Origin of the sequence: Mycolicibacterium cosmeticum (assembly GCF_000613185.1) — a bacterium.
Lineage (GTDB): Bacteria > Actinomycetota > Actinomycetes > Mycobacteriales > Mycobacteriaceae > Mycobacterium > Mycobacterium cosmeticum.
Genome location: NZ_CCBB010000001.1, coordinates 2,737,001 through 2,761,326 on the forward strand (window position 1 = coordinate 2,737,001; position 24,326 = coordinate 2,761,326).

The 24,326-nt window shown below is 68.0% G+C and carries 24 protein-coding genes; 8 read left to right on the top strand and 16 right to left on the bottom strand.

The genetic code is table 11. The features are described from left to right. Nucleotide 1 precedes the first annotated feature (1 nt). From BN977_RS13255 to gltB, 6 genes are all read right to left on the bottom strand, one after another. Nucleotides 2–826 carry an alpha/beta fold hydrolase gene (locus tag BN977_RS13255; RefSeq protein ID WP_036397860.1) on the bottom strand — a complete coding sequence of 275 codons (825 nt, stop codon included), beginning with the start codon at nucleotides 824–826 and terminating at the stop codon, nucleotides 2–4. Then, complete coding sequence (locus tag BN977_RS13260; protein WP_024455120.1) at nucleotides 804–1,472, bottom strand: flavin reductase family protein; 669 nt, start codon at nucleotides 1,470–1,472, stop codon at nucleotides 804–806. Before BN977_RS13260 ends, BN977_RS13255 begins: the two co-directional genes overlap by 23 nt. Further along, complete coding sequence (locus BN977_RS13265; protein ID WP_036397861.1) at nucleotides 1,472–2,188, bottom strand: alpha/beta hydrolase; 717 nt, start codon at nucleotides 2,186–2,188, stop codon at nucleotides 1,472–1,474. Before BN977_RS13265 ends, BN977_RS13260 begins: the two co-directional genes overlap by 1 nt. A gap of 36 nt (nucleotides 2,189–2,224) precedes the next feature. Beyond that, nucleotides 2,225–2,698 (bottom strand): MaoC family dehydratase, encoded by a 474-nt coding sequence (locus BN977_RS13270; RefSeq protein ID WP_036397862.1) that lies wholly within the window; start codon nucleotides 2,696–2,698, stop codon nucleotides 2,225–2,227. A 664-nt stretch (nucleotides 2,699–3,362) separates the two neighbouring features. After that, nucleotides 3,363–4,829 (bottom strand): glutamate synthase subunit beta, encoded by a 1,467-nt coding sequence (locus BN977_RS13275; protein ID WP_024455119.1) that lies wholly within the window; start codon nucleotides 4,827–4,829, stop codon nucleotides 3,363–3,365. Then, nucleotides 4,822–9,432 (bottom strand): glutamate synthase large subunit, encoded by a 4,611-nt coding sequence (gltB, locus tag BN977_RS13280; RefSeq protein ID WP_036397863.1) that lies wholly within the window; start codon nucleotides 9,430–9,432, stop codon nucleotides 4,822–4,824. The genes BN977_RS13275 and gltB overlap by 8 nt, the downstream gene beginning before the upstream one ends. A 545-nt stretch (nucleotides 9,433–9,977) precedes the next feature. Between gltB and BN977_RS13285 the strand changes: the two genes are divergently transcribed. Together BN977_RS13285 and aqpZ are read left to right on the top strand one after the other, a co-directional pair. Beyond that, a complete protein-coding gene (locus BN977_RS13285) occupies nucleotides 9,978–10,847 on the top strand; it encodes a PaaI family thioesterase (RefSeq protein ID WP_051561538.1) in 870 nt (289 codons plus the stop codon). 259 nt (nucleotides 10,848–11,106) lie between these two features. Beyond that, nucleotides 11,107–11,877, top strand: a complete 771-nt coding sequence (gene aqpZ / locus BN977_RS13290; protein ID WP_036397864.1) for an aquaporin Z — start codon at nucleotides 11,107–11,109, stop codon at nucleotides 11,875–11,877. Here aqpZ and BN977_RS13295 read toward each other — a convergent pair whose 3' ends face one another. Further along, entirely contained in the window at nucleotides 11,878–12,762 is an 885-nt protein-coding gene (locus BN977_RS13295) for a DNA-3-methyladenine glycosylase family protein (protein ID WP_024455115.1), read from the bottom strand. It lies immediately after the preceding gene. Between the two features lie 25 nt (nucleotides 12,763–12,787). Further along, nucleotides 12,788–13,147, bottom strand: a complete 360-nt coding sequence (locus BN977_RS13300) for a DUF427 domain-containing protein (protein WP_024455114.1) — start codon at nucleotides 13,145–13,147, stop codon at nucleotides 12,788–12,790. A 64-nt stretch (nucleotides 13,148–13,211) separates the two neighbouring features. Here BN977_RS13300 and BN977_RS13305 point away from each other — a divergent pair, with 64 nt between their 5' ends. Further along, a complete protein-coding gene (locus BN977_RS13305; RefSeq protein ID WP_024455113.1) occupies nucleotides 13,212–13,694 on the top strand; it encodes an SRPBCC family protein in 483 nt (160 codons plus the stop codon). Nucleotides 13,695–13,701: 7 nt separating this feature from the next. Here the strand turns inward: BN977_RS13305 and BN977_RS13310 are convergent, their stop codons facing one another. The 6 genes from BN977_RS13310 to BN977_RS13335 form a co-directional block, all read right to left on the bottom strand. Next, nucleotides 13,702–14,421 carry a glycosyltransferase gene (locus BN977_RS13310; protein ID WP_024455112.1) on the bottom strand — a complete coding sequence of 240 codons (720 nt, stop codon included), beginning with the start codon at nucleotides 14,419–14,421 and terminating at the stop codon, nucleotides 13,702–13,704. A 191-nt stretch (nucleotides 14,422–14,612) separates the two neighbouring features. After that, the gene (locus BN977_RS13315) at nucleotides 14,613–15,431 is read right to left on the bottom strand and encodes a class I SAM-dependent methyltransferase (protein WP_109790209.1); all 819 of its coding nucleotides are present in this window, start codon (nucleotides 15,429–15,431) and stop codon (nucleotides 14,613–14,615) included. Between the two features lie 107 nt (nucleotides 15,432–15,538). After that, a complete protein-coding gene (locus tag BN977_RS13320) occupies nucleotides 15,539–16,558 on the bottom strand; it encodes an NAD-dependent epimerase/dehydratase family protein (RefSeq protein ID WP_036397865.1) in 1,020 nt (339 codons plus the stop codon). Next, nucleotides 16,555–17,061: a nuclear transport factor 2 family protein gene (locus tag BN977_RS13325; RefSeq protein ID WP_036397866.1), complete on the bottom strand. Its 507-nt coding sequence runs from the start codon at nucleotides 17,059–17,061 to the stop codon at nucleotides 16,555–16,557. Before BN977_RS13325 ends, BN977_RS13320 begins: the two co-directional genes overlap by 4 nt. A 42-nt stretch (nucleotides 17,062–17,103) precedes the next feature. Continuing rightward, nucleotides 17,104–17,958 carry a DUF4349 domain-containing protein gene (locus BN977_RS13330; protein ID WP_036397867.1) on the bottom strand — a complete coding sequence of 285 codons (855 nt, stop codon included), beginning with the start codon at nucleotides 17,956–17,958 and terminating at the stop codon, nucleotides 17,104–17,106. A 27-nt stretch (nucleotides 17,959–17,985) separates the two neighbouring features. Continuing rightward, nucleotides 17,986–18,846 (bottom strand): AraC family transcriptional regulator, encoded by an 861-nt coding sequence (locus BN977_RS13335; RefSeq protein ID WP_165576316.1) that lies wholly within the window; start codon nucleotides 18,844–18,846, stop codon nucleotides 17,986–17,988. Between the two features lie 209 nt (nucleotides 18,847–19,055). On the opposite strand from BN977_RS13335, the gene BN977_RS13340 reads away from it, so the two are divergent. Beyond that, on the top strand, nucleotides 19,056–19,487 hold the full coding sequence (locus BN977_RS13340) for a VOC family protein (protein ID WP_036397868.1): 432 nt from the start codon (nucleotides 19,056–19,058) through the stop codon (nucleotides 19,485–19,487). Here BN977_RS13340 and BN977_RS13345 read toward each other — a convergent pair. Continuing rightward, on the bottom strand, nucleotides 19,471–20,874 hold the full coding sequence (locus BN977_RS13345; protein WP_036397869.1) for an ATP-binding protein: 1,404 nt from the start codon (nucleotides 20,872–20,874) through the stop codon (nucleotides 19,471–19,473). The two genes, BN977_RS13340 and BN977_RS13345, sit on opposite strands and share 17 nt — an antisense overlap. 112 nt (nucleotides 20,875–20,986) lie before the next feature. Between BN977_RS13345 and BN977_RS13350 the strand changes: the two genes are divergently transcribed. Genes BN977_RS13350 through msrA form a run of 4 tightly spaced genes read left to right on the top strand, consistent with a single transcriptional unit; the run spans nucleotide 20,987 to nucleotide 22,982 of the window. Further along, nucleotides 20,987–21,661 (top strand): type 1 glutamine amidotransferase domain-containing protein, encoded by a 675-nt coding sequence (locus BN977_RS13350; RefSeq protein ID WP_036397870.1) that lies wholly within the window; start codon nucleotides 20,987–20,989, stop codon nucleotides 21,659–21,661. Then, nucleotides 21,661–21,969 (top strand): putative quinol monooxygenase, encoded by a 309-nt coding sequence (locus BN977_RS13355; RefSeq protein ID WP_036397871.1) that lies wholly within the window; start codon nucleotides 21,661–21,663, stop codon nucleotides 21,967–21,969. Before BN977_RS13350 ends, BN977_RS13355 begins: the two co-directional genes overlap by 1 nt. 48 nt (nucleotides 21,970–22,017) lie before the next feature. Beyond that, nucleotides 22,018–22,470: a peptide-methionine (R)-S-oxide reductase MsrB gene (gene msrB, locus BN977_RS13360; RefSeq protein ID WP_036397872.1), complete on the top strand. Its 453-nt coding sequence runs from the start codon at nucleotides 22,018–22,020 to the stop codon at nucleotides 22,468–22,470. Continuing rightward, nucleotides 22,467–22,982, top strand: coding sequence for a peptide-methionine (S)-S-oxide reductase MsrA (msrA, locus tag BN977_RS13365; protein WP_036397873.1), 516 nt, complete (start codon nucleotides 22,467–22,469; stop codon nucleotides 22,980–22,982). The genes msrB and msrA overlap by 4 nt, the downstream gene beginning before the upstream one ends. On the opposite strand, the gene BN977_RS13370 is transcribed toward msrA, so the two are convergent. Further along, a complete protein-coding gene (locus BN977_RS13370) occupies nucleotides 22,972–24,318 on the bottom strand; it encodes a cytochrome P450 (protein WP_036397874.1) in 1,347 nt (448 codons plus the stop codon). The genes msrA and BN977_RS13370 overlap by 11 nt on opposite strands. Between the last annotated feature and the right edge of the window lie 8 nt (nucleotides 24,319–24,326).

Consider the following 24,326-nt stretch of genomic DNA (forward strand, 5'->3'; position numbering starts at 1 on the left):
TTCAGGACCGGATGAAGTCCAACAGGTCGGCGTTGATGGTCTCGGCGTGGGTCGTCGGCATTCCGTGCGGAAAGCCCGGGTACGTCTTCAGGGTTCCGTTGGGCAGCAACGCCGCCGACAGCGGTCCCGCGTCCGCGTAGGGCACGATCTGGTCGTCGTCGCCGTGCATCACCAACACCGGGATCTGGATCCGCTTGAGGTCTTCGGTGAAGTCGGTTTGTGAGAACGCCACCACACCGTCGTAATGCGCCTTGGCCCCGCCCGTCATGCCCTGGCGCCACCAGTTCGCGACGACGGCTTCGGAGAACTGGGCTCCCTCGCGGTTGAACCCGTAGAAGGGGCCCGCCGCGACCTCGCGGTAGAACTCGGAACGACGGGTCGCGACCTGCACCTGAAAGTCGTCGAACACCGACTTGGGCAGGCCGCCGGGATTGGCCTCCGTCTGCACCATCAGGGGCGGCACCGCGGCGATCAGCACGGCTTTGACGGCGCGGTCTTCGCCGTGCCTCGCCAGATACCGGACCACTTCCCCGCCCCCGGTGGAGTGCCCGACGTGCACCGCATCGCGGAGATCGAGGTGAGCGACGACCGCGGCCAGGTCGTCTGCGTAGTGATCCATGTCGTGCCCGTCGGCCACCTGCGCCGAGCGGCCGTGCCCGCGTCGGTCATGGGCCACCACCCGGTAGCCGTGATTGACGAAGAACATCAACTGGGCATCCCAGTCGTCGGCCGACAGTGGCCAGCCATGGCTGAAGACGATGGGTTGGCCCGAACCCCAATCCTTGTAGTAGATCTCGACACCGTCATCGGTGGTGATCGTCGGCATGGCGCCCTTTCTCGTCGGCTCGGTCATCAGGTCTGGTCATGCTGAACATCACCTCGGGGGTGACGGCGGCGTAGGCGGCCGGTCCGCCGGCGCGCAAGATCGGTGCGGCGGCAGCGGTGTCATAGACCCCGTCCACCAGGAGCCTACGCTCGATGTGGACCGCGATTACCTGTCCGACCACCAGCCAGCTCGCCGAGTCCTGCCCTTCTATGTCGGTGAGGCGGATCAGCTGGGTCAGCTTGCATTCGAAGTTCACCGGGCTCTCGCCTACCCGCGGCGCCCCGATCAGCCGACTGGGCTCGGGCGTCAAACCGCTGCAAGCAAATTCGTCCTCGGCGGCCGGTAGCGATGCCGACGTGAGGTTCATCGCCTCGGCCAGCGGGCGAGTCGCCAGGTTCCAGACGAACTCACCCGTCGCCGCGATATTGGTGACCGTATCTTTCCACCCGATCGACGAGAACCCGACGAGTGGCGGGGTGTAGCTGAAGGCGTTGAAAAAGCTGTAGGGGGCCAGGTTGGCGACGCCGTCCGCACTGCGGCTGGAGATCCAGCCGATCGGCCGCGGCCCGACGATGGCGTTGAACGGATCGTGCGCCAGCCCGTGCCCGTCGACGGTTCGGTAGAAATGCGTGCCGCCGGAGACCATCAGGCGGTGACCGCTGTGAGCGCCACACCGATGAACGCCGCGATCTCCTTGGGGTGCGACAGCATCACCAGGTGCGACGAATCGATCTCCGTTGTGGTCGCCCCGGCGCGTTGATAGCCGAAGCGCTGCACCTCGGGATTGATCGCATGGTCGTCGGCGGCGACGACCGCCCATGCGGGCTTGGTCCGCCACGCGGCGACGGGTGCGGCCTCGACGAATGCGGCGGCGGCCAACGGTCGCTGCGAAACAGCCAGTGTCGCAATGACATCGGCGTCGACATCGGCACCGATCACCGGCCCGAACCGCTCCGGCACCACCGTGACGTCGACTCGGGCCTCGCCGCTCACCGACGCGGGCACCTGCGTCTGCACCAGCGCCGCCGGCAACTCGGAGTCCGGGAAGCCGCCCTGCAGTTCACCCAGGCTTTCGCCCTCGTCCAGGGCGTAGCCGGCCAGGTACACCAGGCCAACGACGTTGTCGGCGGCACCGGCCACCGTGATGACGGCACCGCCGTAGGAATGCCCCACCAGCAGGACGGGGCCGTCGATCTGCTCCACGGCGAATCGGATCTCACGGGCGTCGCCCAGCAGGCTGCGATTCGGAACGGCGGGTACCAACACCGCAATGCCCTCGTCCAGCAGCGCTTTGGTGACGGGGCCGTAGGTGGACGCGTCGGCGAAGGCGCCGTGGACAAGGACGACGGTCGGTCGGGACATGGGTGTTGCGCTCCTCGGTCGGGGAATGGCGGGGGGTCAGCGCCGCAGCAGGTAGGTGTGCTGACCGTCGAGCACCAGTTCCGCGCGCTGGTTGTGCACGGTCGCGGCGGTGGTCACACGGCCCAGTTCGCCGGCATCGGACAACGCGATGATCTCCAACTGCGGGTAGAGCGTGTCACCGGCGTGCACCTCACCCAGGAAGCGGCAGGACACGCTCTCGAAGCTGACGAACACCTCACCGATGATGTGCGGGAAGAGGGTGGCGCCGGGCGCGGTGCACGCCAGCACCTGCAAACCGTGCACCACCGGGGCGGCATGACCGTGCGCCCGCGCCCACTCGACGTCGTAGTGCACGGGATGGTTGTCGGCCGAGACGGCTTGAAAGGCCGAGGCGTGCGCGTCGGTGACGGTCCTGCTCGGTGCGCGAAAGATCTCACCGATCTCGAGCTGATCGAACGTCCTGGGTGTGACGAGCGTGAAGTTATCGGCCGAGAATTCGGATGGCGGCACGCAGTGTCTCCCTTGGACGACCCGTCGAGCCGGTCTGCGCTGACCCGCCGTCGATGACGCGCTCAACGCTGCCCAACCCAGCCGGGGTTGTCCAATCGGAAAAGTCCATGGCGCCATCGCGATTTCCGATGACCGACGACCTGCCACGTCGACCTGGCACGCTGATAACGGTTGGATAACAACTGGCAAAATAACGCACCCGTCAGTGACGGGCCGCTTCACCAGCCGGTCAGACGCCGTAGCGCAGTAACTCGGCTTGGGTGATCAGGCGCTCGTGCTTAGCTGGAAACTCGCGGCTCTTGACAGGATGGCGGAGCCATGACCAGGCGATTCGACTCAAACGAGACCGTGAATACGGGTTGATGTACACGGTAGGAACTCCTGCGGTCGGGCGTATAGCTGCACCGTGGGGTCACTTTACCGCACGACCCCTGCCCACTCATTAGATACCGCTCACAGAGCAAACACAGCGAGGCGCGCCGACAATAAATCGGATGTTTTTCCTGTGACAGGAGTTGCTGAAGTGGCGTCGCGCGATCGTTCCGAGACCGCCCCGTGCCGCGAAATTGTCGTTGCTGCGGTGTTCTGCGGGTGCAGACCGCAACAACAACAATCTCGCGACGATTGGATTACCGCTTGGGTTGGATGCTCTTCGCGCGAGCGCTCATCGCTGCGGTGCGGCGGTGGGCTTGATCGGAGCCGGCAGCGCCGACTCCCCCATCAGGAAACGGTCCACCGCGGCCGCCGCGGCCCGGCCTTCGGCGATCGCCCACACGATCAGCGACTGCCCGCGGCCCATGTCACCGGCCACGAACACGCCGGGCACCGTCGTCTGGAAGTCGTCGTCACGCGCCACGTTGCCGCGCTCGGTGAACTCCACACCCAGCTCGGTCAGCAGGCCCTCGCGCTCGGGACCCACGAAGCCCATCGCGAGGAACACGATGTCGGCGTCCAGGTCGAAATCGGAGCCGGGCACCTTCTCGAACTTGCCGGCCTTCATCTCGACTTCGTGCACCTTGAGCGAGGACACCTTGCCGTCGGTCCCGACGAACTGCTCGGTGTTCACCGAGAACACCCGCTCGCCGCCCTCTTCGTGCGCCGAGGACACCCGGAACATCAGCGGATAGGTCGGCCACGGCGTCGAGTCGGCCCGGGTCTCCGGCGGGCGCGGCATGATCTCGAACTGGTGCACGCTAGCCGCGCCCTGGCGGTGTGCGGTGCCCAGGCAGTCCGCCCCGGTGTCGCCGCCACCGATGATGACGACCTTCTTGCCCTTGGCGGTGATCGGCGGCTGCCCGTCGGGCCCCGCCACGTCGTCGCCCTGCTGCAGCCGGTTGGCCCACGGCAGGTACTCCATGGCCTGGTGGATGCCGTCCAGCTCGCGGCCCGGAATCGGCAGGTCGCGCCAGGCGGTCGCCCCGCCGGCCAGCACCACCGCGTCGAAATCCTCCTGCAGCTGCTCGACGGTGAGGTCGACACCGACGTTCACCCCGGTGCGGAACTGGGTGCCCTCGGCCGCCATCTGCTCCAGGCGGCGGTCGATGTGGCGCTTCTCCATCTTGAACTCGGGGATGCCGTAGCGCAGCAGGCCGCCGATGCGGTCGGCGCGCTCGAACACCGTCACCTCGTGCCCGGCCCGGGTCAGCTGCTGGGCGGCGGCCAGGCCGGCAGGCCCGGAGCCGACCACGGCAACCTTCTTGCCGGTCAGCACGTCCGGCGGCAGCGGCTTGACCCAGCCCTGCTCCCAGGCGTTGTCGATGATCTCGACCTCGACCTGCTTGATGGTCACCGGATCCTGGTTGATGCCCAGCACGCACGATGCCTCGCACGGGGCGGGGCACAGCCGACCGGTGAACTCCGGGAAGTTGTTGGTCGCGTGCAGCCGCTCGATACCGTCGCGCCAACGACCGCGGAACACCAGGTCGTTCCACTCGGGGATCAGGTTGCCCAGCGGGCAACCGTTGTGGCAGAACGGGATACCGCAGTCCATACACCGCGAGGCCTGAACCTGCAGGGTGTCCTTGGAGAAGTCCTGGTAGACCTCTTTCCAGTCCTGCAGGCGCAGGTCCACCGGACGACGGGCGGGCGTCTCCCGCTGGGTGTGCTTGAGGAAACCGTTCGGATCAGCCACGAGCCGCCGCCATGATCGCCTCGTCGACGTCGGCGCCGGCCGATTCGGCCTCCGCGATCGCCGTCAGCACGCGCTTGAAATCGCGTGGCATCACCTTCACGAACTTCGACTGATGCGCCGGCCAGTCCGCCAGGATCCGGTGTCCCACAGCCGAATCGGTGGCGTCAACATGCGCGGTGATCATGCCGTGCAACCATTCGAGGTCGGCGTCGTCCAGCACGTCAAGATCCACCATCTCCTGATTCACGTTGTCCGGCAAAGCCTTGTCCGGGTCGTACACGTACGCCACGCCACCGGACATGCCGGCGGCGAAGTTGCGCCCGGTGCTGCCCAGGATGACCACCTTGCCACCGGTCATGTACTCGCAACCGTGGTCACCGACGCCCTCGACGACGGCGTGTGCACCGGAGTTGCGGACGGCGAACCGCTCGCCCACCACCCCGCGCAGGAAGGCCTGACCGCTGGTGGCGCCGAACAGGATCACGTTGCCGCCGATGATGTTGTCCTCGGCGACATAGTCCGACGGGGCGCTGGCCGACGGGCGCACCACGATGCGGCCACCCGAAAGACCCTTGCCCACATAGTCGTTGGCGTCGCCGCGCACCCGCAGCGTGATACCCCGCGGAACGAACGCGCCGAAGCTGTTGCCCGCCGAGCCGTCGAACGTGATGTCGATGGTGCCGTCCGGGAGGCCTTCGCCGCCATAGACCTTCGTCACCTCGTGGCCGAGCATGGTGCCGACCGTCCGGTTCACGTTCGCGATCTTGGTGGTGAAGCTCACCGCGGTGCCGTTGTCGATGGCCTCCCGGCACTGGGCGATCAGCTGCTGATCCAGTGCCTTGTCCAGCGCGTGATCCTGGGTGGACGTGCAGTACAGGTCCTGGTTCATGAACGCCGACTCGGGCTCGTGCAGCACCGGGGCCAGGTCGAGCTTGTGCGCCTTCCAGTGCTCGGCGGCACGCCGGGTGTCCAGTGCGCCCACCTGGCCGACCATCTCGTTGACGGTGCGGAAGCCGAGCTTGGCCATGAGCTCGCGAACTTCCTCGGCGATGAACAGGAAGAAGTTCTCCACGAATTCCGGCTTGCCGTTGAACCGCTGCCGCAGCACCGGGTTCTGGGTGGCCACCCCCACCGGGCAGGTGTCGAGGTGGCAGACCCGCATCATGATGCAGCCCGAGACCACCAGCGGCGCGGTGGCGAAACCGAACTCCTCGGCGCCCAGCAGCGCGGCGACCACCACGTCGCGGCCGGTCTTGAGCTGGCCGTCCACCTGCACCACGATGCGGTCGCGCAGGCCGTTGAGCAGCAGCGTCTGCTGCGTCTCGGCCAGACCCAGCTCCCACGGGGCGCCGGCGTGCTTCTGCGAGGTCAGTGGCGTCGCACCCGTACCGCCGTCGTGACCCGAGATGAGCACCACGTCCGCGTGTGCCTTGGACACGCCGGCCGCGACCGTCCCCACCCCGTTCTCGGACACCAGTTTCACGTGGATCCGCGCGGACGGGTTGGCGTTCTTCAGGTCGTGGATCAGCTGCGCCAGATCCTCGATCGAGTAGATGTCATGGTGCGGCGGCGGCGAGATCAGCCCGACGCCCGGCGTCGAGTGCCGCACCTCGGCCACCCACGGATACACCTTGTGCCCCGGAAGCTGGCCGCCCTCACCGGGTTTGGCGCCCTGGGCCATCTTGATCTGGATGTCGGTGCAGTTGGTCAGGTAGTGGCTGGTGACGCCGAATCGGGCCGAGGCCACCTGCTTGATGGCACTGCGGCGCCAGTCACCGTTGGCATCCCGCTCGAAACGGTCGACACTCTCGCCGCCCTCACCCGAGTTGGACCGGCCGCCAAGCCGGTTCATCGCGATGGCCAGCGTCTCGTGCGCCTCGGCCGAGATCGAGCCGTAGCTCATCGCGCCGGTGGAGAAGCGTTTGACGATCTCGCTCGCCGGCTCCACCTCGTCCAGCGGAACGGGTTCGCGGACACCCTCTTTGAACTTCAGCAGGCCGCGCAGCGAAGCCATCCGCTCGCTCTGGTCGTCGACCAGCTTGGTGTACTCCTTGAACACCGAGTACTGCCCGGTGCGGGTGGAATGCTGGAGCTTGAACACCGTGTCCGGATTGAACAGGTGGTACTCGCCCTCGCGGCGCCACTGGTATTCGCCACCGACCTCGAGTTCGCGGTGCGCCCACTCGTCCGGCCGGTCCAGGTAGGCCAGCGAGTGCCGGGTGGCCACATCGGCGGCGATATCGTCCAGATCGATACCGCCTGTGGGGCAATGCAATCCGGTGAAGTACTCGTCCAGCACGCGCTGGCTGATGCCGACCGCCTGGAACAACTGGGCGCCGGTGTAGGAGGCCAGGGTGGAGATGCCCATCTTGGACATCACCTTGAGCACGCCCTTGCCGGCCGCCTTGACGTAGTTCGCCTTGGCCTGATCACTGGTCAGTCCGGTGATGATGCCGCGGTCGACCATGTCCTCGATCGACTCGAAAGCCATGTACGGGTTGATCGCGGCCGCGCCGAACCCACACAGCATGGCCATGTGGTGCACCTCGCGGGCATCACCGGACTCGACCACCAGACCCACCTGGGTGCGGGTGCGTTCCCGGACCAGATGGTGGTGCACCGCGGCCACCGACAGCAGCGACGGGATGGGCGCCAGCCACTCGTTGGACTCCCGGTCGGAGAGCACGATGATGCGCGCACCGTTGCGGATGGCCTGCGACACCTTCGCCCGGACCTCTTCCAGGGCGCGGCGCAGGCCGGGACCGCCGTCGGCGACCGGGTACAGGCAACTCACCACCGCGGCCCGCATGCCGTGCTTGCGGCCGCGGATCTCATGGTCGGGGTCGACGTGGATCAGCTTGGACAGTTCGGCGTTGCGCAGGATCGGCTGCGGCAGCACGATCTGGCGGCACGAGTTCTCGTCCGGGTTCAGCAGGTCGCCCTCAGGGCCGATGACGCCCTGCAGGCTGGTGACCACCTCTTCGCGGATGGCGTCCAGCGGCGGGTTGGTGACCTGCGCGAACAGCTGCTGGAAGTAGTCGTAGAGCATGCGGGGACGCTGCGAGAGCACGGCGATGGGCGTGTCGGTGCCCATCGAACCCAGCGCCTCGGCGCCGGTCCGCGCCATCGGCGCCACCAGCAGGTTGAGTTCCTCGTAGGTGTAGCCGAAGGCCTGCTGGCGCAGCACCACCCGGTGGTGCGGCATCTTGACGTAGTCACCGGGCGGCAGGTCGTCGAGGTGGAACTGTCCGGCGTCCAGCCACTCCTGGTACGGATGCTCGGCGGCCAGCTCGGCCTTGATCTCCTCGTCGGAGACGATGCGGCCCTGCGCGGTGTCCACCAGGAACATCCGGCCGGGCTGCAGGCGCAGCCGCTGCACCACCGTCGACGGGTCGAGGTCGAGCACGCCGGCCTCCGACGCCATCACGACCAAGCCGTCCTTGGTGACCCAGATCCGCGACGGCCGCAGACCGTTGCGGTCCAGCACCGCGCCGACGACGGTGCCGTCGGTGAAGCACACCGAGGCCGGGCCGTCCCAGGGCTCCATCAGCGAACCGTGGTAGCGGTAGAACGCCCGGCGGGCCGGGTCCATGTCCTCGTTGCGCTCCCACGCCTCGGGGATCATCATCAGCACCGCGTGCGCGATGCTGCGCCCGCCCAGGTGCAGCAGCTCCAGGACCTCGTCGAACCGCGCGGTGTCCGAGGCCCCGGGGGTACAGACCGGGAAGATCTTGTTCAGGTCGTTGTGGTACCCGAACACGTCGGTGTGGATCAGGGCTTCGCGTGCCCGCATCCAGTTCTCGTTGCCGGTGACGGTGTTGATCTCACCGTTGTGCGCCACCCGGCGGAACGGGTGGGCCAGCGGCCAGGACGGGAACGTGTTCGTGGAGAACCGCGAGTGCACGATGCCCAGCGCGCTGGTCAGCCGGTCGTCCTGCAGATCCAGGTAGAACGCCCGCAGCTGCGGAGTCGTGAGCATGCCCTTGTACACCAGGGTCTGCCCGGAAAGGCTTGGGAAGTAGACGGTTTCACGGCCCGGGCCGTCCTGCCCCGGACCCTTGGTGCCCAGCTCGTGCTCGGAGCGCTTGCGGATCACGTAGGCGCGGCGCTCCAGGTCCATCCCCGAGGCCCCGCCGATGAACACCTGACGCAGCGTGGGCATGGCGTCGCGGGCCAGCGCACCCAGCGAGGAATCGTCGGTGGGGACGTCGCGCCAGCCGAGCGTCGTCAGGCCCTCGGCCTCCACGATCTTCTCGACGGCCTCGCAGGCCAGCTTGGCGTCCCGGGCGGACTGGGGCAGGAACGCGATGCCGGTGACGTAGCTGCCTTCCTCGGGCAGCTCGAAGTCCACCACGGCGCGCAAGAACGCGTCGGGCACCTGCAGCAGGATGCCCGCGCCGTCGCCGGTGTTGGGCTCCGCTCCGGCGGCACCACGGTGTTCCAGGTTCAGCAGGGCCGTGATGGCCTTGTCGACGATGTCGCGGCTACGCCTGCCATGCATGTCGGCGACCATGGCCACACCGCATGAATCGTGCTCGTAGGCGGGGTTGTACATACCCCGCGGACGTGAGGAGCCCTGAAAACTCCCGGGCACTGGTCCCATCCGGATACCACCTGACCCTTTACTCTCTTACCCAGCTTGCGTGCAGCCGGGTGTGTTGCTGCCTGCTGTGACCAGCGGCATCCGCCGGCGTTCCGGCCAGGCGATCGCGGTGCCTTTCGTGCAGCATTGAACGACGGCCAGTCCCGCTCGCCTTGAGTTGGGAAAAACGATATGACAAGCACCGCCTGACATGCCAACTTAGTCACACCTAACTAAGCTGGTGGGCGGCCTCTTGCCCGGGAATGCGCCGCCGCCGGTGCCGGCTCGTAAGCCCTTGTGGCCCTTGCGCTTTCACCCCGCGCGGGGATGGTGGCAGCGGTGGACCCCTTGGCCATCCCACCGCACTGCGCTTTGCTGACAAAAGTCACTTTGCGCCGTGAGCTGGAACGATATCGACGATGAGATTTGCTCAAAGCCTGTTCAGATTCTTAGGCACCGGCACACCCGTGCCGATCACCGACCCCATCTGCCACACCAGGCACATCGGCCGCAGCACCACTGCCCGCCGCGCGCGCCGGCCCGCCCGCCGTGCCAAGCTGACGGCAATGTCTGGTACTTCAGCGGCCCACCCGCTCACGGGCCCCTTCCCGCCGCACACCGCCCCGGGCCGGTTCGGCATCGTCAACCTCGCGGCCACCCCACAGCACTGCGCCGCCACCATGCCGGTGGCCGGATTGTGCAACCCGTTCACCGGCACCCCGACCCTGGCACCCCTGGCCGTGCTGGTCGACCACATCGCCGGCTTCGCCAATCACCTGCGCCGCCCGGACGGGCACTGGACGGTGTCCAGCGAGCTGACCATGGAGTTCACCCCGGACGCGCACGCCGTCCTGGCCGCCGATCCGACCACTCCGGTGCTGGCCGAGAGCCGGGCCGTGGGCGCCGCGGCCGCCACCTCGCTGTCGGCCTGCGACCTCAGCCACCGCGGCATCGGCATCGGGGTGGGGACCGTCCGGACGTTCTACATCGCCGTGGCCGCACCGGCACTGCCGGACGGCCCCGGCCCCGACTCACCCGGCTCCGACTCACCCGGCCCCGCTTCACCGGTACCGGTCCCCACCGCCCTGGACGAATTGATGGCCGTGGAGGTGGCCGAGGCCGGTGGCCCGGGCCCGCTGCTGGTCCAGCACGCCGATCCGGCGGTGAACAACAGCATGGGCGCGGTGCACGGCGGCGTGGCCGCGGCCGGGCTGGAACTGGTGGCCGCCGCCGCGCTCAACACCGACCGGGCCGACCAGCCGTTGCACACCGCGTCGCTGCGGGTGAACTATCTGCGCCGGCTCATGTCCGGTGGCCGCGCGCACTACACCGCAACGGCGCTGCACAGCGGACGCAGCAGCGGCGTCGCCAATGCCCAAGCGTTCGACGCCGACGGCCGGCCGGCGCTGGTGGGCAGGCTCACCGCGTATCTCTGACGCCGCCGCCGGATCCGGGCTGGCATCCGCGATCATGGTCGCCGAGATGACCGACTCGGTCGGCGTCGCGTATCTTCTGATGAGCCAGGCCCGCGTGTCGATCTACAAGGCGCAGCGCTTCGATCGCGAGAGCAACACCCGAGTCTAGAAACCATCTCCAATCAGCCAATATTCGGACACAATGTCCTTTGCTGGGTCCTGCGCCGGCCATCTGCTGTGCGACTCTCGCGGTACGGCATATCCAGCAAAGGAGCTCGTCATGTCAAGACCGACCATGCAACACAGGCTGGCCGCAGAATTCATCGGAACGTTCTGGCTGGTCCTCGGCGGTTGCGGAAGTGCGGTGTTCGCCGCCAAGTTCATCGCCGGCGATGGCACCTCGTTGGGTATCGGATTCCTCGGCGTCGCACTGGCATTCGGCCTCACCGTGCTCACCGGCGTGTACGCCTTCGGCACCATCTCAGGTGGGCACTTCAACCCGGCGGTGACGCTCGGTGCGGCCCTGGCCCGCCGGGTGGAATGGGCGGCGCTGCCGCTGTATTGGATCGCGCAGGTGCTCGGCGGCCTGGTGGCCGGCGGTGTCATCTACTTCGTGGCCAGCGGCCAGGACGGCTGGAGCGCGACGGGCAACATGGCGGCCAACGGCTACGGCGCACACTCGCCCGGCGGGTTCTCCCTGGTGGCCGTGTTGGTCACCGAGATCGTGTTGACGGCGGTGTTCCTGCTGGTGATTCTCGGGTCCACCGACGACCGGGCGCCGAAAGGCTTTGCCGGCCTTTCCATCGGCCTCACACTGACCCTGATCCACCTGATCTCCATCCCCATCTCGAACACCTCGGTGAACCCGGCACGATCCACCGCGGTGGCGTTCTTCAACGGCGACGGCGCACCGGCCCAGTTGTGGGCGTTCTGGGTGGCGCCACTGGTCGGGGCCGCGATCGCCGGCGTGGCCTATCCGTTCCTGTTCGGTGTCGCCGAACAGCTCGCCGACCGGCCGGACCGCGACGACGCCCTGGAGCAGGCCCGCTGACTACAGGGCTTTCAGGTCCGGAATGGCCTGGCGCGCACCGAATCTCGGGTTGCGCGCCAGGCCACTGACCTCGAGCAACCGCACCGCGCGTTGACGGTGCGGGCGCAGCGGTTCCAGCAGTTCGACCATGGCGGCGTCGTCGATGCGGTACCCCAACAACGTCATCCCCACCATGTTGGACAGGTGGTAGTCCCCCACCGAGATGGCGTCGGCGTCGCCGAACGCCCGCTGCATCGTCTCGGCCGCGGTCCACTCGCCCACCCCGGGCATCGACCGCAAGCCCGCCGCGGTGCGGCACCTTTCCAGGGCGTCGGCCCGCTGCGCGCACCCGACGATGGTGCGCGCCCGGCCCGGATCGATGTTGGCGCGGTGGAACTCCCAGGACGGGATGCGCCGCCACACCTCGGCCGCGGGCGGCACCCGCATCCCCGCCGGGGCCGGCCCCGGCGCAGGCGCACCGTACTTCGTCACCAGCAGGCGCCAGCCGCGGAACGCATCCTTGCCGGCCACCCGCTGCTCGATGACCGCCGGGATCAGTGCCTCCAGGACCCGGCCGGTCCGGCCCAGCCGCAGATGCGGCACACGCTCATGGGCTTTGGCGATCGTCGGCTCGACGGGGTGGAAACCCGAGGCGTCGTCGTCGGCGCCGAGCAGCGCGGGTAACCCGTCCAGGAACTCGTCGGAGCCGGCACCCCACGCCTCGCATTCGGCGACGGTGCGGGTGCTGCTGATCCGGGCCGTCACCGGACCGGTGCGCATCAGGCTGGTACGCCAGATGACGCCGTCCACGACGCGGAAGCACGGGTCCCCGTAGCCACGGCGCAGCGGCGACAACGTCAGCAAGGGGCTGACAGGTCCGGGGAAGGCCACACTGCCGGTGGGCACCGCACCAGATTACGGGTCCGGCCGGTCAGCCCACGACGATGTCGGCCTTGTCCGGGTAGAAGGCGACCCGCCCGGCGATCGCGGCCACCGCCGGGTACGGGTCCTCGTAGGTCCAGATCGCGTCCGGCACCCCGGCCACGTCGTAATAGCTGGCCTCACCCTTGTAGGGGCAGTAGGTCGCGGTGTCACTGCGGGTCAGCACCGCGGCGTCGACATCGGCCAGCGGCAGGTACTGCACGGCCGGATAGCTCGCCTCCTGCAAGGTCAGCGCATTCTCGGTATCGGCGACGACGGCGCCGTTCACCCGGACCGTGACGCGCAGCCCGGTCGGCGTGATGGTGATGGGGTGCTGCGGACCGGGCTGGAGCACGGGACGTTCACTCATACGGTCAACAACGCGGCGCGCCGGGCGTGTGATTCCCGCCACCCGCCGGTTTAGCATCATCGCCATGGTTACCACCGGACCGGCCACCGCGGGCGCCGAGGTCGGCATCGCCGCCTCGCCCGAGGCGGTCTACGCGCTGATCACCGATCTGCCCACGCTGGCCACCCTGGCCGAGGAAACCCACACGATGGAGTGGGTCAGTGGCGACGCGCCGATCGCGGGGGCGGTGTTCAAGGGGCACAACCGCAACGGCGCCAAGAAGTGGACCACCACGTGCACGGTCACCACGGCCGAGCCGGGCCGCACCTTCGCGTTCGACGTCAAGTCCACCGGTCTGCCGATCGCGCACTGGCGTTACGACATCACGACCACCGCCGACGGTGGCTGCACCGTCACCGAGCGGACCTGGGACCGCCGGCCGGGCTGGTTCAAGCCGCTGGCCAAGCTGGCCACCGGGGTCTCGGATCGGGATGCGGCCAACGCCGAGCACATCAAGGCCACCCTGGCGCGGCTGAAGAGCAGGGCCGAGTCCGGGATCACCGGCTAGCACCGACTCAGCGGACCACTTCCCACTCCCGGCTGGCCGACCGCCGGAAGACGAAGACCGTGAACGAGTTGGTGAACCATTGCCACAGCAGGCTGGGCCAGCCGACTTCGTGCGCCCGCCGGCCGGTGTGGAAGACGGCCAACCGACCGTCGAAGCGGGTCCGCCCGATCCGGGACAGCCGGCGGAACAGGTCCATATCCTCGGCGGCGACCAACGATTCGTCGAAGCCGTCGACGGCATGGAAGGCCTGCGCGGTGATCATCTGGAACTCCCCGCCGGACCCGCCGATGCCCAGGATGTTGTTCTGGAACCGGAATTGCAGCCCGAGCATCGTGAACACCCACGTGTCGAACCAGGTACTCGCCTCGGGCAGCACCCGGTATTTGACGGTCATGGCCACCAGCTCCGGGTGCCTGCCGAACTGCTCCAGTGCCGCGCCGAAGAATTCGTCGATATCGGGGATCACCACGTCGGCGTCGAGGAAGACGTAGAAATCACCACGGGCCAGCGCGGCACCCATGTTTCTGGCCTGCCCGATGGTCTGGCGGGCCGGCGAGTCGTGCACCACGACCCGGTCGGCGTACCGATGACCGATCGCGATGGTGGCATCGGCACTGTTGCCGTCGGACACGATGACCTCGTGCTCGCCCGAGAACGACGTGACGTTGCGCAGCGTGCGCTCCAGCGTCTTCTCTTCGTTCAGCGTCGGTATGACGAACGAGATCACCGCGCCCTCCTCCCTGTCGGCACCGATCAAACAGGGCGTTGCTGCCGTCTGGCTGTGGCAAAGCGGGCACCACACTGTGAGTCACGCACATCGCACGCGTGTGACGCAGATCATCGTCTATCGCAGGATCTTTCGCCGACCATCAGCAGCCGCCAGGCCGAAGGCGCGGAGATGCGGCAAAGAACGGAGGCTCAGAACGCGTAGCGGTGGTACTGCGCCATGTACTTGGCGGCCGGCACCGCCGACATCGCCCGGGCCATCAGTCGGAACGGCAGGGACACCTGCCGGAAACTGGCCGTCTCGAACGGTGACTGCCAGGCCAGCAGTCGCACGCCGGGCACCGCCGCGACGATCTCGTCGGGCCGGTTGATGCCCCAGTACAGGGTCGCCCCGGACTTGCGCACCACCGAGTTGGTCCACTGCGCCTTGATGCCGAATCGGCTGAAGGCGTCGAATTGCAGTTCCCCGGAAGGGAATCGGGCCACGATGCGTCGGAGCAGCGCCGTGCCGTCGGCCTCGGTGAGGTACATGGTCAGTCCCTCGCCGAGCATCAGGACCGGGCGGTCGGCGGGAATGTCGGCCAGCCAGGCCGGATCGGTGACCGAGGCCGCGATCACCCGATACCGCGCTGCGCTCGCCTCACCTGGTCCATCCCCCGTCGCTGCGCTCGCCCCTTCACCTGAGTAGAGGCGCTCACGCAGCCCGGCTACCTCGGGATAGTCGATGTCGTACCACTGCACGCCCGGCCCCGGGTTCACCCGGAAGAACCGGCTGTCCAGCCCGCACCCCAGGTGCAGCACGACTGCCTCGGGGTGGACCGCGAGGAACTGCCGGGTCCAGTCGTCGAAGTGCGCCGACCGGGTGGTGACGGCCGGTGACCGGCCGGCCGTCATCGTCGTGCGGGTCCAGTCGTAGTCGATACGGCCGACGATCTGCTTGGCCCACCGATCGTGCAGGATCGAATTCGGTAGGTCCGCGTCGAGGGCCTTGGCGTAGAACGTGGCGAGCATGGTCTGGGGCGCACCGCTCAGGTCAACCTTCACGTTGTCGGTCACCACCCGAGGCTAACGCCGCCGGGACCCCACGCCGGGCGCGCTGAACACCACCGGCGTGGTGTTCAGCCGGCCTTGGTCTTGCGTCGCGCTTGCCGCAGGCCCACCCAGAACCGGGCCGCCTCACGGATGGAGTTCTCCACCGGCGATGGCTCCCAACCGAGTTCGCGCCTGGCCTTGGCGCAATCCACCGGCGCCTCGGCACGCATGAGGCGCAACGAGGCCAGCGACAGCTTCTCGTCGGTGCCCTTCATCTTGCCCTTGATGGTGCCCATGGTGGCCAGCAGATAGGTCAGCGGCAGCGGAATCGATCTCGCCGGTGCGGGCACACCGGCCGCCTCCGCGGCGATCCGCGCCACCTCGGCGTTGCTGATCATCTTGTCCGAGATCAGGTAACGCTCCCCGACCCGGCCCAATGCGGCGGCCTTGATCAGGGCGCGGGCGGCATCGTTGACGCCGACCGCCTCCAACTCGATTCCGCTCATCACGAAGGGCAACTTGCCGAAGGCCGCGCCGGCGATGATCTCACCGTGCGGCGTGCGCCCCCAATCCTTTCCGCCGTAGGTGGTGGACACGCACATGGCCACCGCGGGCAGCCCGCGCTCACGGGCGTATTGCAACACCAATTTCTCGGCCTGCACCCGCGACCGCACGTACGGCGTCAATCCCCGTTCCGAGATCACGTCGTCCTCGGTGGCGACCCGGCCACGACGCCGGCCCACCGTGGCGTAGCTACTGGTGAACACGAATTTCTGCAAGCACGAAGCGATTTCGGGTTCGGTGGCGATGTCCAGGACATTGCGGGTGCCCTCCACGTTGGTACGGAACAGCGGCGCGGGATCACGCAACCAGCCGCGGGTGTCGACGACGCAGTAGTAGACGACGTCGACTCCGGTCATGGCCGCGCGCAACACCTCGTTGTCCCAGATGTCGCCGACGAAGCGCTGCACCTCCAGGTCGTCGATGCCGACGGTGTTGGCGCCCTGGCGCACCATCACCCGGACGTCTTCACCGTCCTCGACCAGGCAGCGCACCACATGGGAACCCAGGTAGCCGTTCCCGCCGATCACCAAGGAAGTCGTCACTTCGTCCGCCCCATCCCCTGCATCCAGGCCGCCGCCTCGTCGGGCAGAGTGCCCAACTCCGCGGCCTTCTTGCACCACTTCATCGCGGCCGACACGAACCGCAGCGGGTTGTAGATGTCCTCCTGGCGCCGCCACAGGCCGTCACCGGCGTAGGTGACGATGGAGATGTTGGTGGCGCTGATGATCGTGCCGTCGCCGGGATCGCGCATCGGGTTGTCCAGTTCGCAGATCACCCGGCCGGTGGCCTCGTCGATCACCGTCCACAGCGCCGGGAAGGCGGTCATGTGGTTGCCGGGAAAGGACTCCATGGTGTTCCAGATCCATGGGCGCACCTCTTCGCGGCCGCGCATGGTGCCCGCGGCGTGCTCGATGTACTCGACATCGGGGGTGTACTGGTCGACCCATGGGTCCCAGTCCCGGGTCTCGGCGGCCCTGGCGACCGTCCGCTCGAACCGTGCGAATGCCTCTGTCAGCTCATCGCGGGTGAACAACCTGCTCGTCACGTCTCAAAATAGAACACGTTCTAGCGGCTCTTGTCGAGATTTTCAGGAACGCCGGGAGCGGACCAGCCGCACGATCGCGTACCCGATGCCGCCGGCCACGGCCACCGCCGCCAGCCACGGCAGCAGCAGCCCGACCGCCAGCAGCGTCTGCCACAGCGCGCTCATCAGCAGGTCCCAGCCACGCTCAACCTGTCCGAAGAACCCGTGGTACTGCTCGGGAGCGGGACCGCCGACCCGCTCGGCGCGGATCTCCACGTTCACGGTGCTGTAGTCGATCTGGGCGCCCAGCGCCGCCCGCTGTGCCCGCAGGCTGTCCAGGTCGGCCTGCCGCTGCGACAACGCTTCCTCGGCCTTGATCAGCGCCTCGGGGTCCTTGGCATCGCGCATGATGCCCAGCAGCCGGTCCACCGATGTCTGCAACGCGGTGATGCGCGCGTCGAGGTCCACCCGCTGCGCGGTCACGTCGTCGGAGGTGATCTGCACGCTCTCCACGGTGCCCAGCTTCTTGAGGTCGGCCAGCGCGGCGTCGAGTTTCGCGGCGGGCACCCGCAGGGTCAGCGAGACGTGCGCCCGCCCGGTACCCGAACCCGCGTCCTCGGACCGGTTGTCCACCCGGCCGCCCGCCGTCGTCGCGATCTCGGCGGCCCGGTCGGCGGTGACGGGCGGATCGGCGGCGGTGATGGTCACGGTCGCGGTCTTGACGATGTCGCGCTTGGTGTCCGGCACGTCCGGGGGCGCCAGCGGCGGGCCGCCGCCGGCGTCGGTGAGCTTCGATTCGGGAGCCGATGCCACCGGAGCCTCCGGTGCCACCGGCGCCGCCCGGTCCAGGGCCGGCGGACCGCCGGCACAGCCGGTGAGCGCCGCCAGGAGCAGAACCAGGGCCAGGGCCTTTGCCATGCTCCGAATGTACCGACTACCTGTGAGTCAACTGGCAGCGTTGATCCAGCCGGAAGAGCTGGAGAAACGACCGGGGGTGTCGCCGAAGCGCGCCTGGAACTCCTTGATGAAATGCGACACGCTGCTGTACCCGACCTCACGCGACACCACCGCCACCCCGGACCGGCCCTCCTCCAGCAACTGCCTGGCCCGGTCCAGCCGTTTCTCCTTCACGTAGCGGTACGGCGATCGGCCGGTCAATTCCCGGAACCCCCTGGAAAAGGCCGACGGACTCAGGCACACCTGCGCGGCCAGCGTGTCGACGGTCAGCGGTTCGGTCAGGTGGTCGGCGATGTAGTCCAGCACGGCCCCCATGGGATTCGTAACAGCCTGCGCGACAGCGAGATTCACCATCCTGGCCCGCTGCTGGCCCTGCAGCAGCCGGTACACCAACTCCTGCAGGTGCAGCGGCGCCAGGACGCGACGGTCGTCGACGGACGCCAGCGCCCGCAGAAATCGCACCACGCTGTTCACCACCTCCGGATCGGGTGCGCACACAGCGCTGGCCGGTCCGGGCAGCGGCGCCGGGCGGCGCATGTTGGACAGGGTGGACCGGACCAGGTACGGGTCGATCGGCAGCAGCAGGCAGAAGACCGGGCGGGACGGAGCGGCATCCAGCACGCCGGACAAGACCTCTCGCCGGCCGCCGAGCACCGCATAGCTCACCGCGTCGTAACCCGAGATCTCACCGGCGATCAGCCCGAAGGACAGCGGCTCGACCTCGTTCCAGCGTGGCGGCGCGGGGCGCGTGAACCGGTGGATCGTCAACCCGGGCCAGGCACTCACCTCGGCACCCGGGCGCCCCGTCGACCGGCCGAGTTCGGCCACCAACCGCGTCACCTCGATCATCGTCGCCATCCCCCGAAACACTTGTCGGCGAGGCGGATCATCGACCGGCCGAGCCGGCGGCTCAGTTGCCAGGTCAGCTTACTGGGAATGTGCTGATGACGGGGGCCTGCGCGGGTGGCATGACGTGTTCCCGCCCGGCTCTGGCGGATATCGACTCGTCGTCCCCGAAAGCGCCGCGGGCCCGCCGGGCGCGGCGACAGGATCGCACCATGACTGCGCCCGTCGACGCCCGCTTCCGCGGCGTGCACCACGTGTCGTTGACCGTCACCGATCTCGCGGCGAGCGTCGCGTGGTACCAGCGGGTATTCCGGACCGAGCGGTTGGACATCACCATCCCGCATTACGGCCGGGAGGAGACCGGTTACAGCGTGCTGTTGCCCGAGCCCCGATCGGGTCTGATCTTCGGGCTGCACACCAACACCGGCAATCACGGGGAACGCTTCGACGAGGCCCACACCGGGTTGGATCACGTGTCGTTCGGGGTGTCCGGGCGGGCGGCGCTACAGGTGTGGACCGCTTGGCTCGACGAGCTCGGGGTCGAGCACACCGGAATCGTGGACGAGACGGATCCGCTCACGTACTCGACCGTGGTGTTCCGCGATCCGGACAACATTCAGCTCGAACTCATTGCGATGGACTGAGGTAGACCGGCAGGCGCACGCTGAATCGGGTGTCACCGGGAACCGATGACACCGACAGGTTGCCGCCGTGACGTTCGGTGATGCGCCAGGCCAGATCCAACCCGAGCCCGTTGCCTTCGCCGGCCGGCTTGGTGGTGAAGAAGGCCGTGAACACGTGGTCGATGATGTCGGGCGCGATACCGGGGCCGTCGTCGCAGATCTGCACGCACACCATGTCGTCGCCCTCCCGGGCGGTCCGCACGGTCAGCGTGCCGCGACCACGCATGGCCTCCAGCGCATTCTCGATCAGGTTCGTCCAAACTTGATTCAGATCGCCTGCGTGACAGCCTATCTCCGGTATGGACGGGTCCCACTGGGTGATCAGCGCGATGCCGCTGCCCGGCCCGATGCGCCCCTGGAACATCAGCAGTGTGCTGTTCAGCAGCTCATGGAGATCGGCCTGGCGGATATCCCCGCGGTCCATCTGCGAATAGTGCTTTGCCCCCTCCAGCAGAGCTGAGATCCGCTTGCTCGCCTCGGTGATGTCCCGCAGCCGCAGCTCGCCGTCCAGGCAATCGGTGAGCAGTTCGACGGCGCGCCGCAGCTCACCGGCGGGCACGGGTTCACCGATCGCGGTGGCCATCCGTTGTAACCAGCCGACGTCCAGTCCGGCTTCGGCGAAAGTCGGGGCGTGGTCCCAGCCTGCGGCGACGCCGCGCTGCTGTAGCCAGTCCCCGATCTGCTCCTCACGATCGGAGAGTTCCAGTGGGCCGATACGCGGTCCGCTGCCGGCGTGCTCGACGGCGTCGGCGTGCAGGTCGGCCCAGTCCGGCGGCGTCGCCCGTCGTTGCAGCCGCCGCAGCACACCGGCCAGGTCGGTGGCGGCGCGCGCCACAGCAGCGGCCGGATTGTTCAGATGGTGGGTCAGTCCCGCCGTGATGGTGCCCAGCGCCGTCAGCCGGGCCCGCTGACCGAGCAGCTGCTGCTGCCGGATGGCGCCCAAGGTGTGACCCGCCAGTAGGTGAACGGCCATCGGGAACTGCGACTGCATGAAGCCGGCGAACCGCTCGGCATCCAGGACGAAGAAGCGCGAACTGCGGGTGAGCTGAATCGACACGTCGTAAACCTGTGCGGCATCGGGGATATACGCCACCCATGCCCCGCAGTACGCGCCGCGCTGCGAGGTCCGGCGAGTCTGGACGTCTATACCGCCCATCCGTCCAGACATCACCAGCTCACCATCGATCATGACGTAGAAGCACCGCGCGGGATCACCTTCGCGGACCAAGACGCCGGCCGGAAAAGTCTCGATCCGTCCTTCGGCACACAATATTTCGAGCTGGCTGTCCGACAGGTGCTCAAACAGGAACAGCGTGCGTAATTCGTCGGCCCGGCATTGCTCAGACATCGCGGCCGACGTTAGCCGCGCACCAGGCAGTCCACCGTCATCGTCCCCGAATGGGCAACGGCCGGACCGGAACACGCTACGCGGCGGCCGCAAAGTGCTGCATCCTCGAACGGTGAGCGTGCCCTATGTCCTGTTCGTCGTGACCAACGCGGCGGTGATCGGTCCCAACAACCGGCCGACCGGATTCTTCTTCCCGGAGATCGCGCATCCGTTCGCGGTGCTCGACCGGGCCGGCGTCGCCGTCGAATTCTGCTCCCCGCTGGGCGGCCGGCCCCCGGAGGACGGATTCGATGCCGACGATGCCGAGCAGACCGCATTCCTGGACACCAAGGCGTACCGACGGCTGGGTCGCAGCCGCCGGCTGGCCGAGGTGGACGTCGTGGACTATGACGCGGTGTTCGTCCCCGGCGGACTCGGACCCATGGTGGACATCACCGGCAACCCCGAGGTGCAGGACACCGTGCGGCGCGCGTGGGACGCGGGCTTGATCGTCTCGGCGGTGTGTCACGGACCGTCGGCGTTCCTCGGCGTCACCCTCGCCGACGGCTCCCCGTTCGTGCGCGGCCGCAAGTTGACGTCCTTCTCGACCGCCGAAGAGGACGGCTACGCCGACAAGGACGTCCCGTTCGACCTGGAAGCCGCGCTGCGCGCCGAGGGTGCGCTCTACACGGCGACGGAACCCTGGCATCCCCAGCTGGTCGTGGACGGCCGCCTGATCACCGGCCAGAACCCGCAATCGGGTTCCTTGGTCGGCGAGGCCCTGGTCGACGCCTTGAAGCGGGTGTGATGGGCGCAACCGACCCGATAGTGGTGGTGGCGCACTGGCACACCACCGACGGCGCACTCGACACGGTGCTGGCGCAGATCGCCGCGTTGCGCCCACGGTCGCTGGCCGAGCCCGGCTGCCTCGACTACCAGGCCTTCCAAAGCGTCCTCGACCCGACCCACCTCGTCCTCGTCGAGCGCTACCGCGACACGGCCGCCCTCGACGAGCACCTGGCGTCACCGCACTACCAGGAGCTGGTGGTCGGGCGGGTGCGCCCGCTGCTCACCGACCGGCAGGTGGAGCTCTTGGCGCCGCGGCCGTCCAGCTGAGCCGTCCGCGAGCGGGAACCAACCGAACGTCGGCGCGGTTATCTAGACATGACGTACAACAAGAACCCGGCGGCGGTGCAGGCCCTGACCCCCGAGCAATACCGGGTGACCCAGCGCGACGGCACCGAGCGGCCATTCACCGGTGAGTATTGGGACAACCACGAACCGGGTATCTACGTCGACGTGGTGTCGGGCGAGCCGCTGTTCGCCTCGGTCGACAAGTTCGACAGCGGCAGCGGGTGGCCCAGCTTCACCAAACCGATCGAGAAAACCAACGTGGTGGAGAAGCGCGACTTTTCGCACCTGATGATCAGAACCGAAGTGCGCTCGGCCGGCGCCGACAGCCACCTCGGCCATCTGTTCACCGACGGACCGCGCGACCGCGGTGGCTTGCGCTACTGCATCAACTCGGCTTCGCTGAGGTTCATCCACCTCGACGATCTCGAGGAGCAGGGCTACGGCGAGTACCGGACCCTTTTCACGACCAAGGAGGACAAGTGAGCAATTACCAGAAGGCGATTCTGGCCGGCGGGTGCTTCTGGGGCATGCAGGACCTGATCCGCAAGCAGCCCGGTGTCGTGTCCACCCGGGTCGGCTACACCGGCGGGCGCAACGATCACGCGACCTACCGCAACCATCCCGGCCACGCCGAGGCGGTGGAGATCATCTACGACCCGGCGCAGACCGACTACCGTGCGCTGCTGGAGTTCTTCTTCCAGATCCACGATCCGTCCACCAAGGACCGGCAGGGCAATGACGTGGGCAGCAGCTACCGTTCGGCGATCTTCTACGTCGACGACGAACAGAGGCGCATCGCGCTGGACACCATCGCCGACGTGGACGCGTCCGGTCTGTGGCCGGGCAAGGTGGTGACCGAGGTGGTGCCCGAGGCCGACTTCTGGGAGGCCGAGCCCGAGCATCAGGATTACCTGGTGCGGTACCCGTCGGGCTACACCTGCCACTTCCCGCGGCCCGGCTGGAAGCTGCCGAAGCGCGCCGACGCTAGCGCCTAGTCAGCGTCACCCGGCCACCGCGCTTCGGTGTGTAGGCCACTCCCCTGGAGTGCACCGCCTCACCGGGCGCGGTGGCGGTGGCAATGGTGAAGTGCCGCAAGACGGTTCGCAGCACCACGTCCATCTCGACGTTGGCGAACACCGCCCCGACGCAGCGCCGTGTGCCGCCGCCGTAGGGCACCCAGGCCAGCGGGGGCCGGGTGCCGACGAACCGCTGCGGGTCGAACCGGTCCGGGTCGGCGAATTCCCGCCTGTGCAGCTGGGACAGGCTCACCATGATCGAATGCCCTTGCGGGACAACCCATTCACCCAGCTGGAAGGTCGGCGCGTAGACGTGCCTGCCGGCGAAATCGATGACGGTGCGGGCCCGCTGGGTTTCCAGGATGACGGCCTGCCGGTACTCGTTCCCGTCACCCGCGTCGGCCTCCTGCACCAGCCGGGCCAGCACCTGCGGATGCCGGCTCGCCCGCTCGAACACCCAGGCCAGCGTCGACGCCGTCGTCTCGTGCCCGGCCGCCAGCAGGGTGAGCAGTTCGTCCGCGATGTCCTGGCGCGACATGGCCGTGCCGTCCTCATAGGTGGTGCGCAACAACAGCGCCAGCACGTCGTCGCGCTCGGCCAGCCCGGGGTCGGCCCGCACGTCGTCGATCAGCCGGCCGACCACCGCGTCGTACTGGCGCCGGTATTCGGCCAACCGCCCCCACGGGCTCCAGCGCCCGTAGTTCCGTTTCGGGGCGGGCAGGGTGGCCACCCGAGAGCCCAGCGTCACCCAGGGCGGGATGATACGGCGCAAGTCGTCCAGGTGCGCGCCGTCGGCGCCGAACACCGCGCGCAGGATTGCGTTCAAGGTGATCCGCATCATCGGTTCCAGCGTCGGAAATTCTTGACCGACAGGCCAATTCGCCGCCTCGCGCAGCGTCTCCTCTTCGAAGATGCGCTCGTAGTTCTTGATGCTCTTGCCGTGGAAGGGCGGGGTGAGCAGCTTGCGCCGGCGGCGGTGCTCGGCACGGTCCAGCGCGAACACCGAGCCCGGGCCCAGCACCCGGGACAGGTTCGGCTGGATGTTGCCGACATCGTCGGTGTTGGCCGCGAACAACTGCTTGGCCAGCTGCGGGTCGGCGATGATGACGGTCTGCCCGTATACCGGCAGGCTGACCGTGACCGCGGCCCCGTGGCGCCGCACCAGGTGGTCGGTCATCTGCCTGCGGAACAGCGCGAAGGCGAAGCCCTGCAGCGGGCGGGCGATGCGCGGGCCGGGCGGTAGGTGCCCGACCCTGTCGGCAGCGGACTGCTCGGTGGTTACCTCGGTGCTCGTTCGGCTGACTGTCTCGGTCATGCGCACTC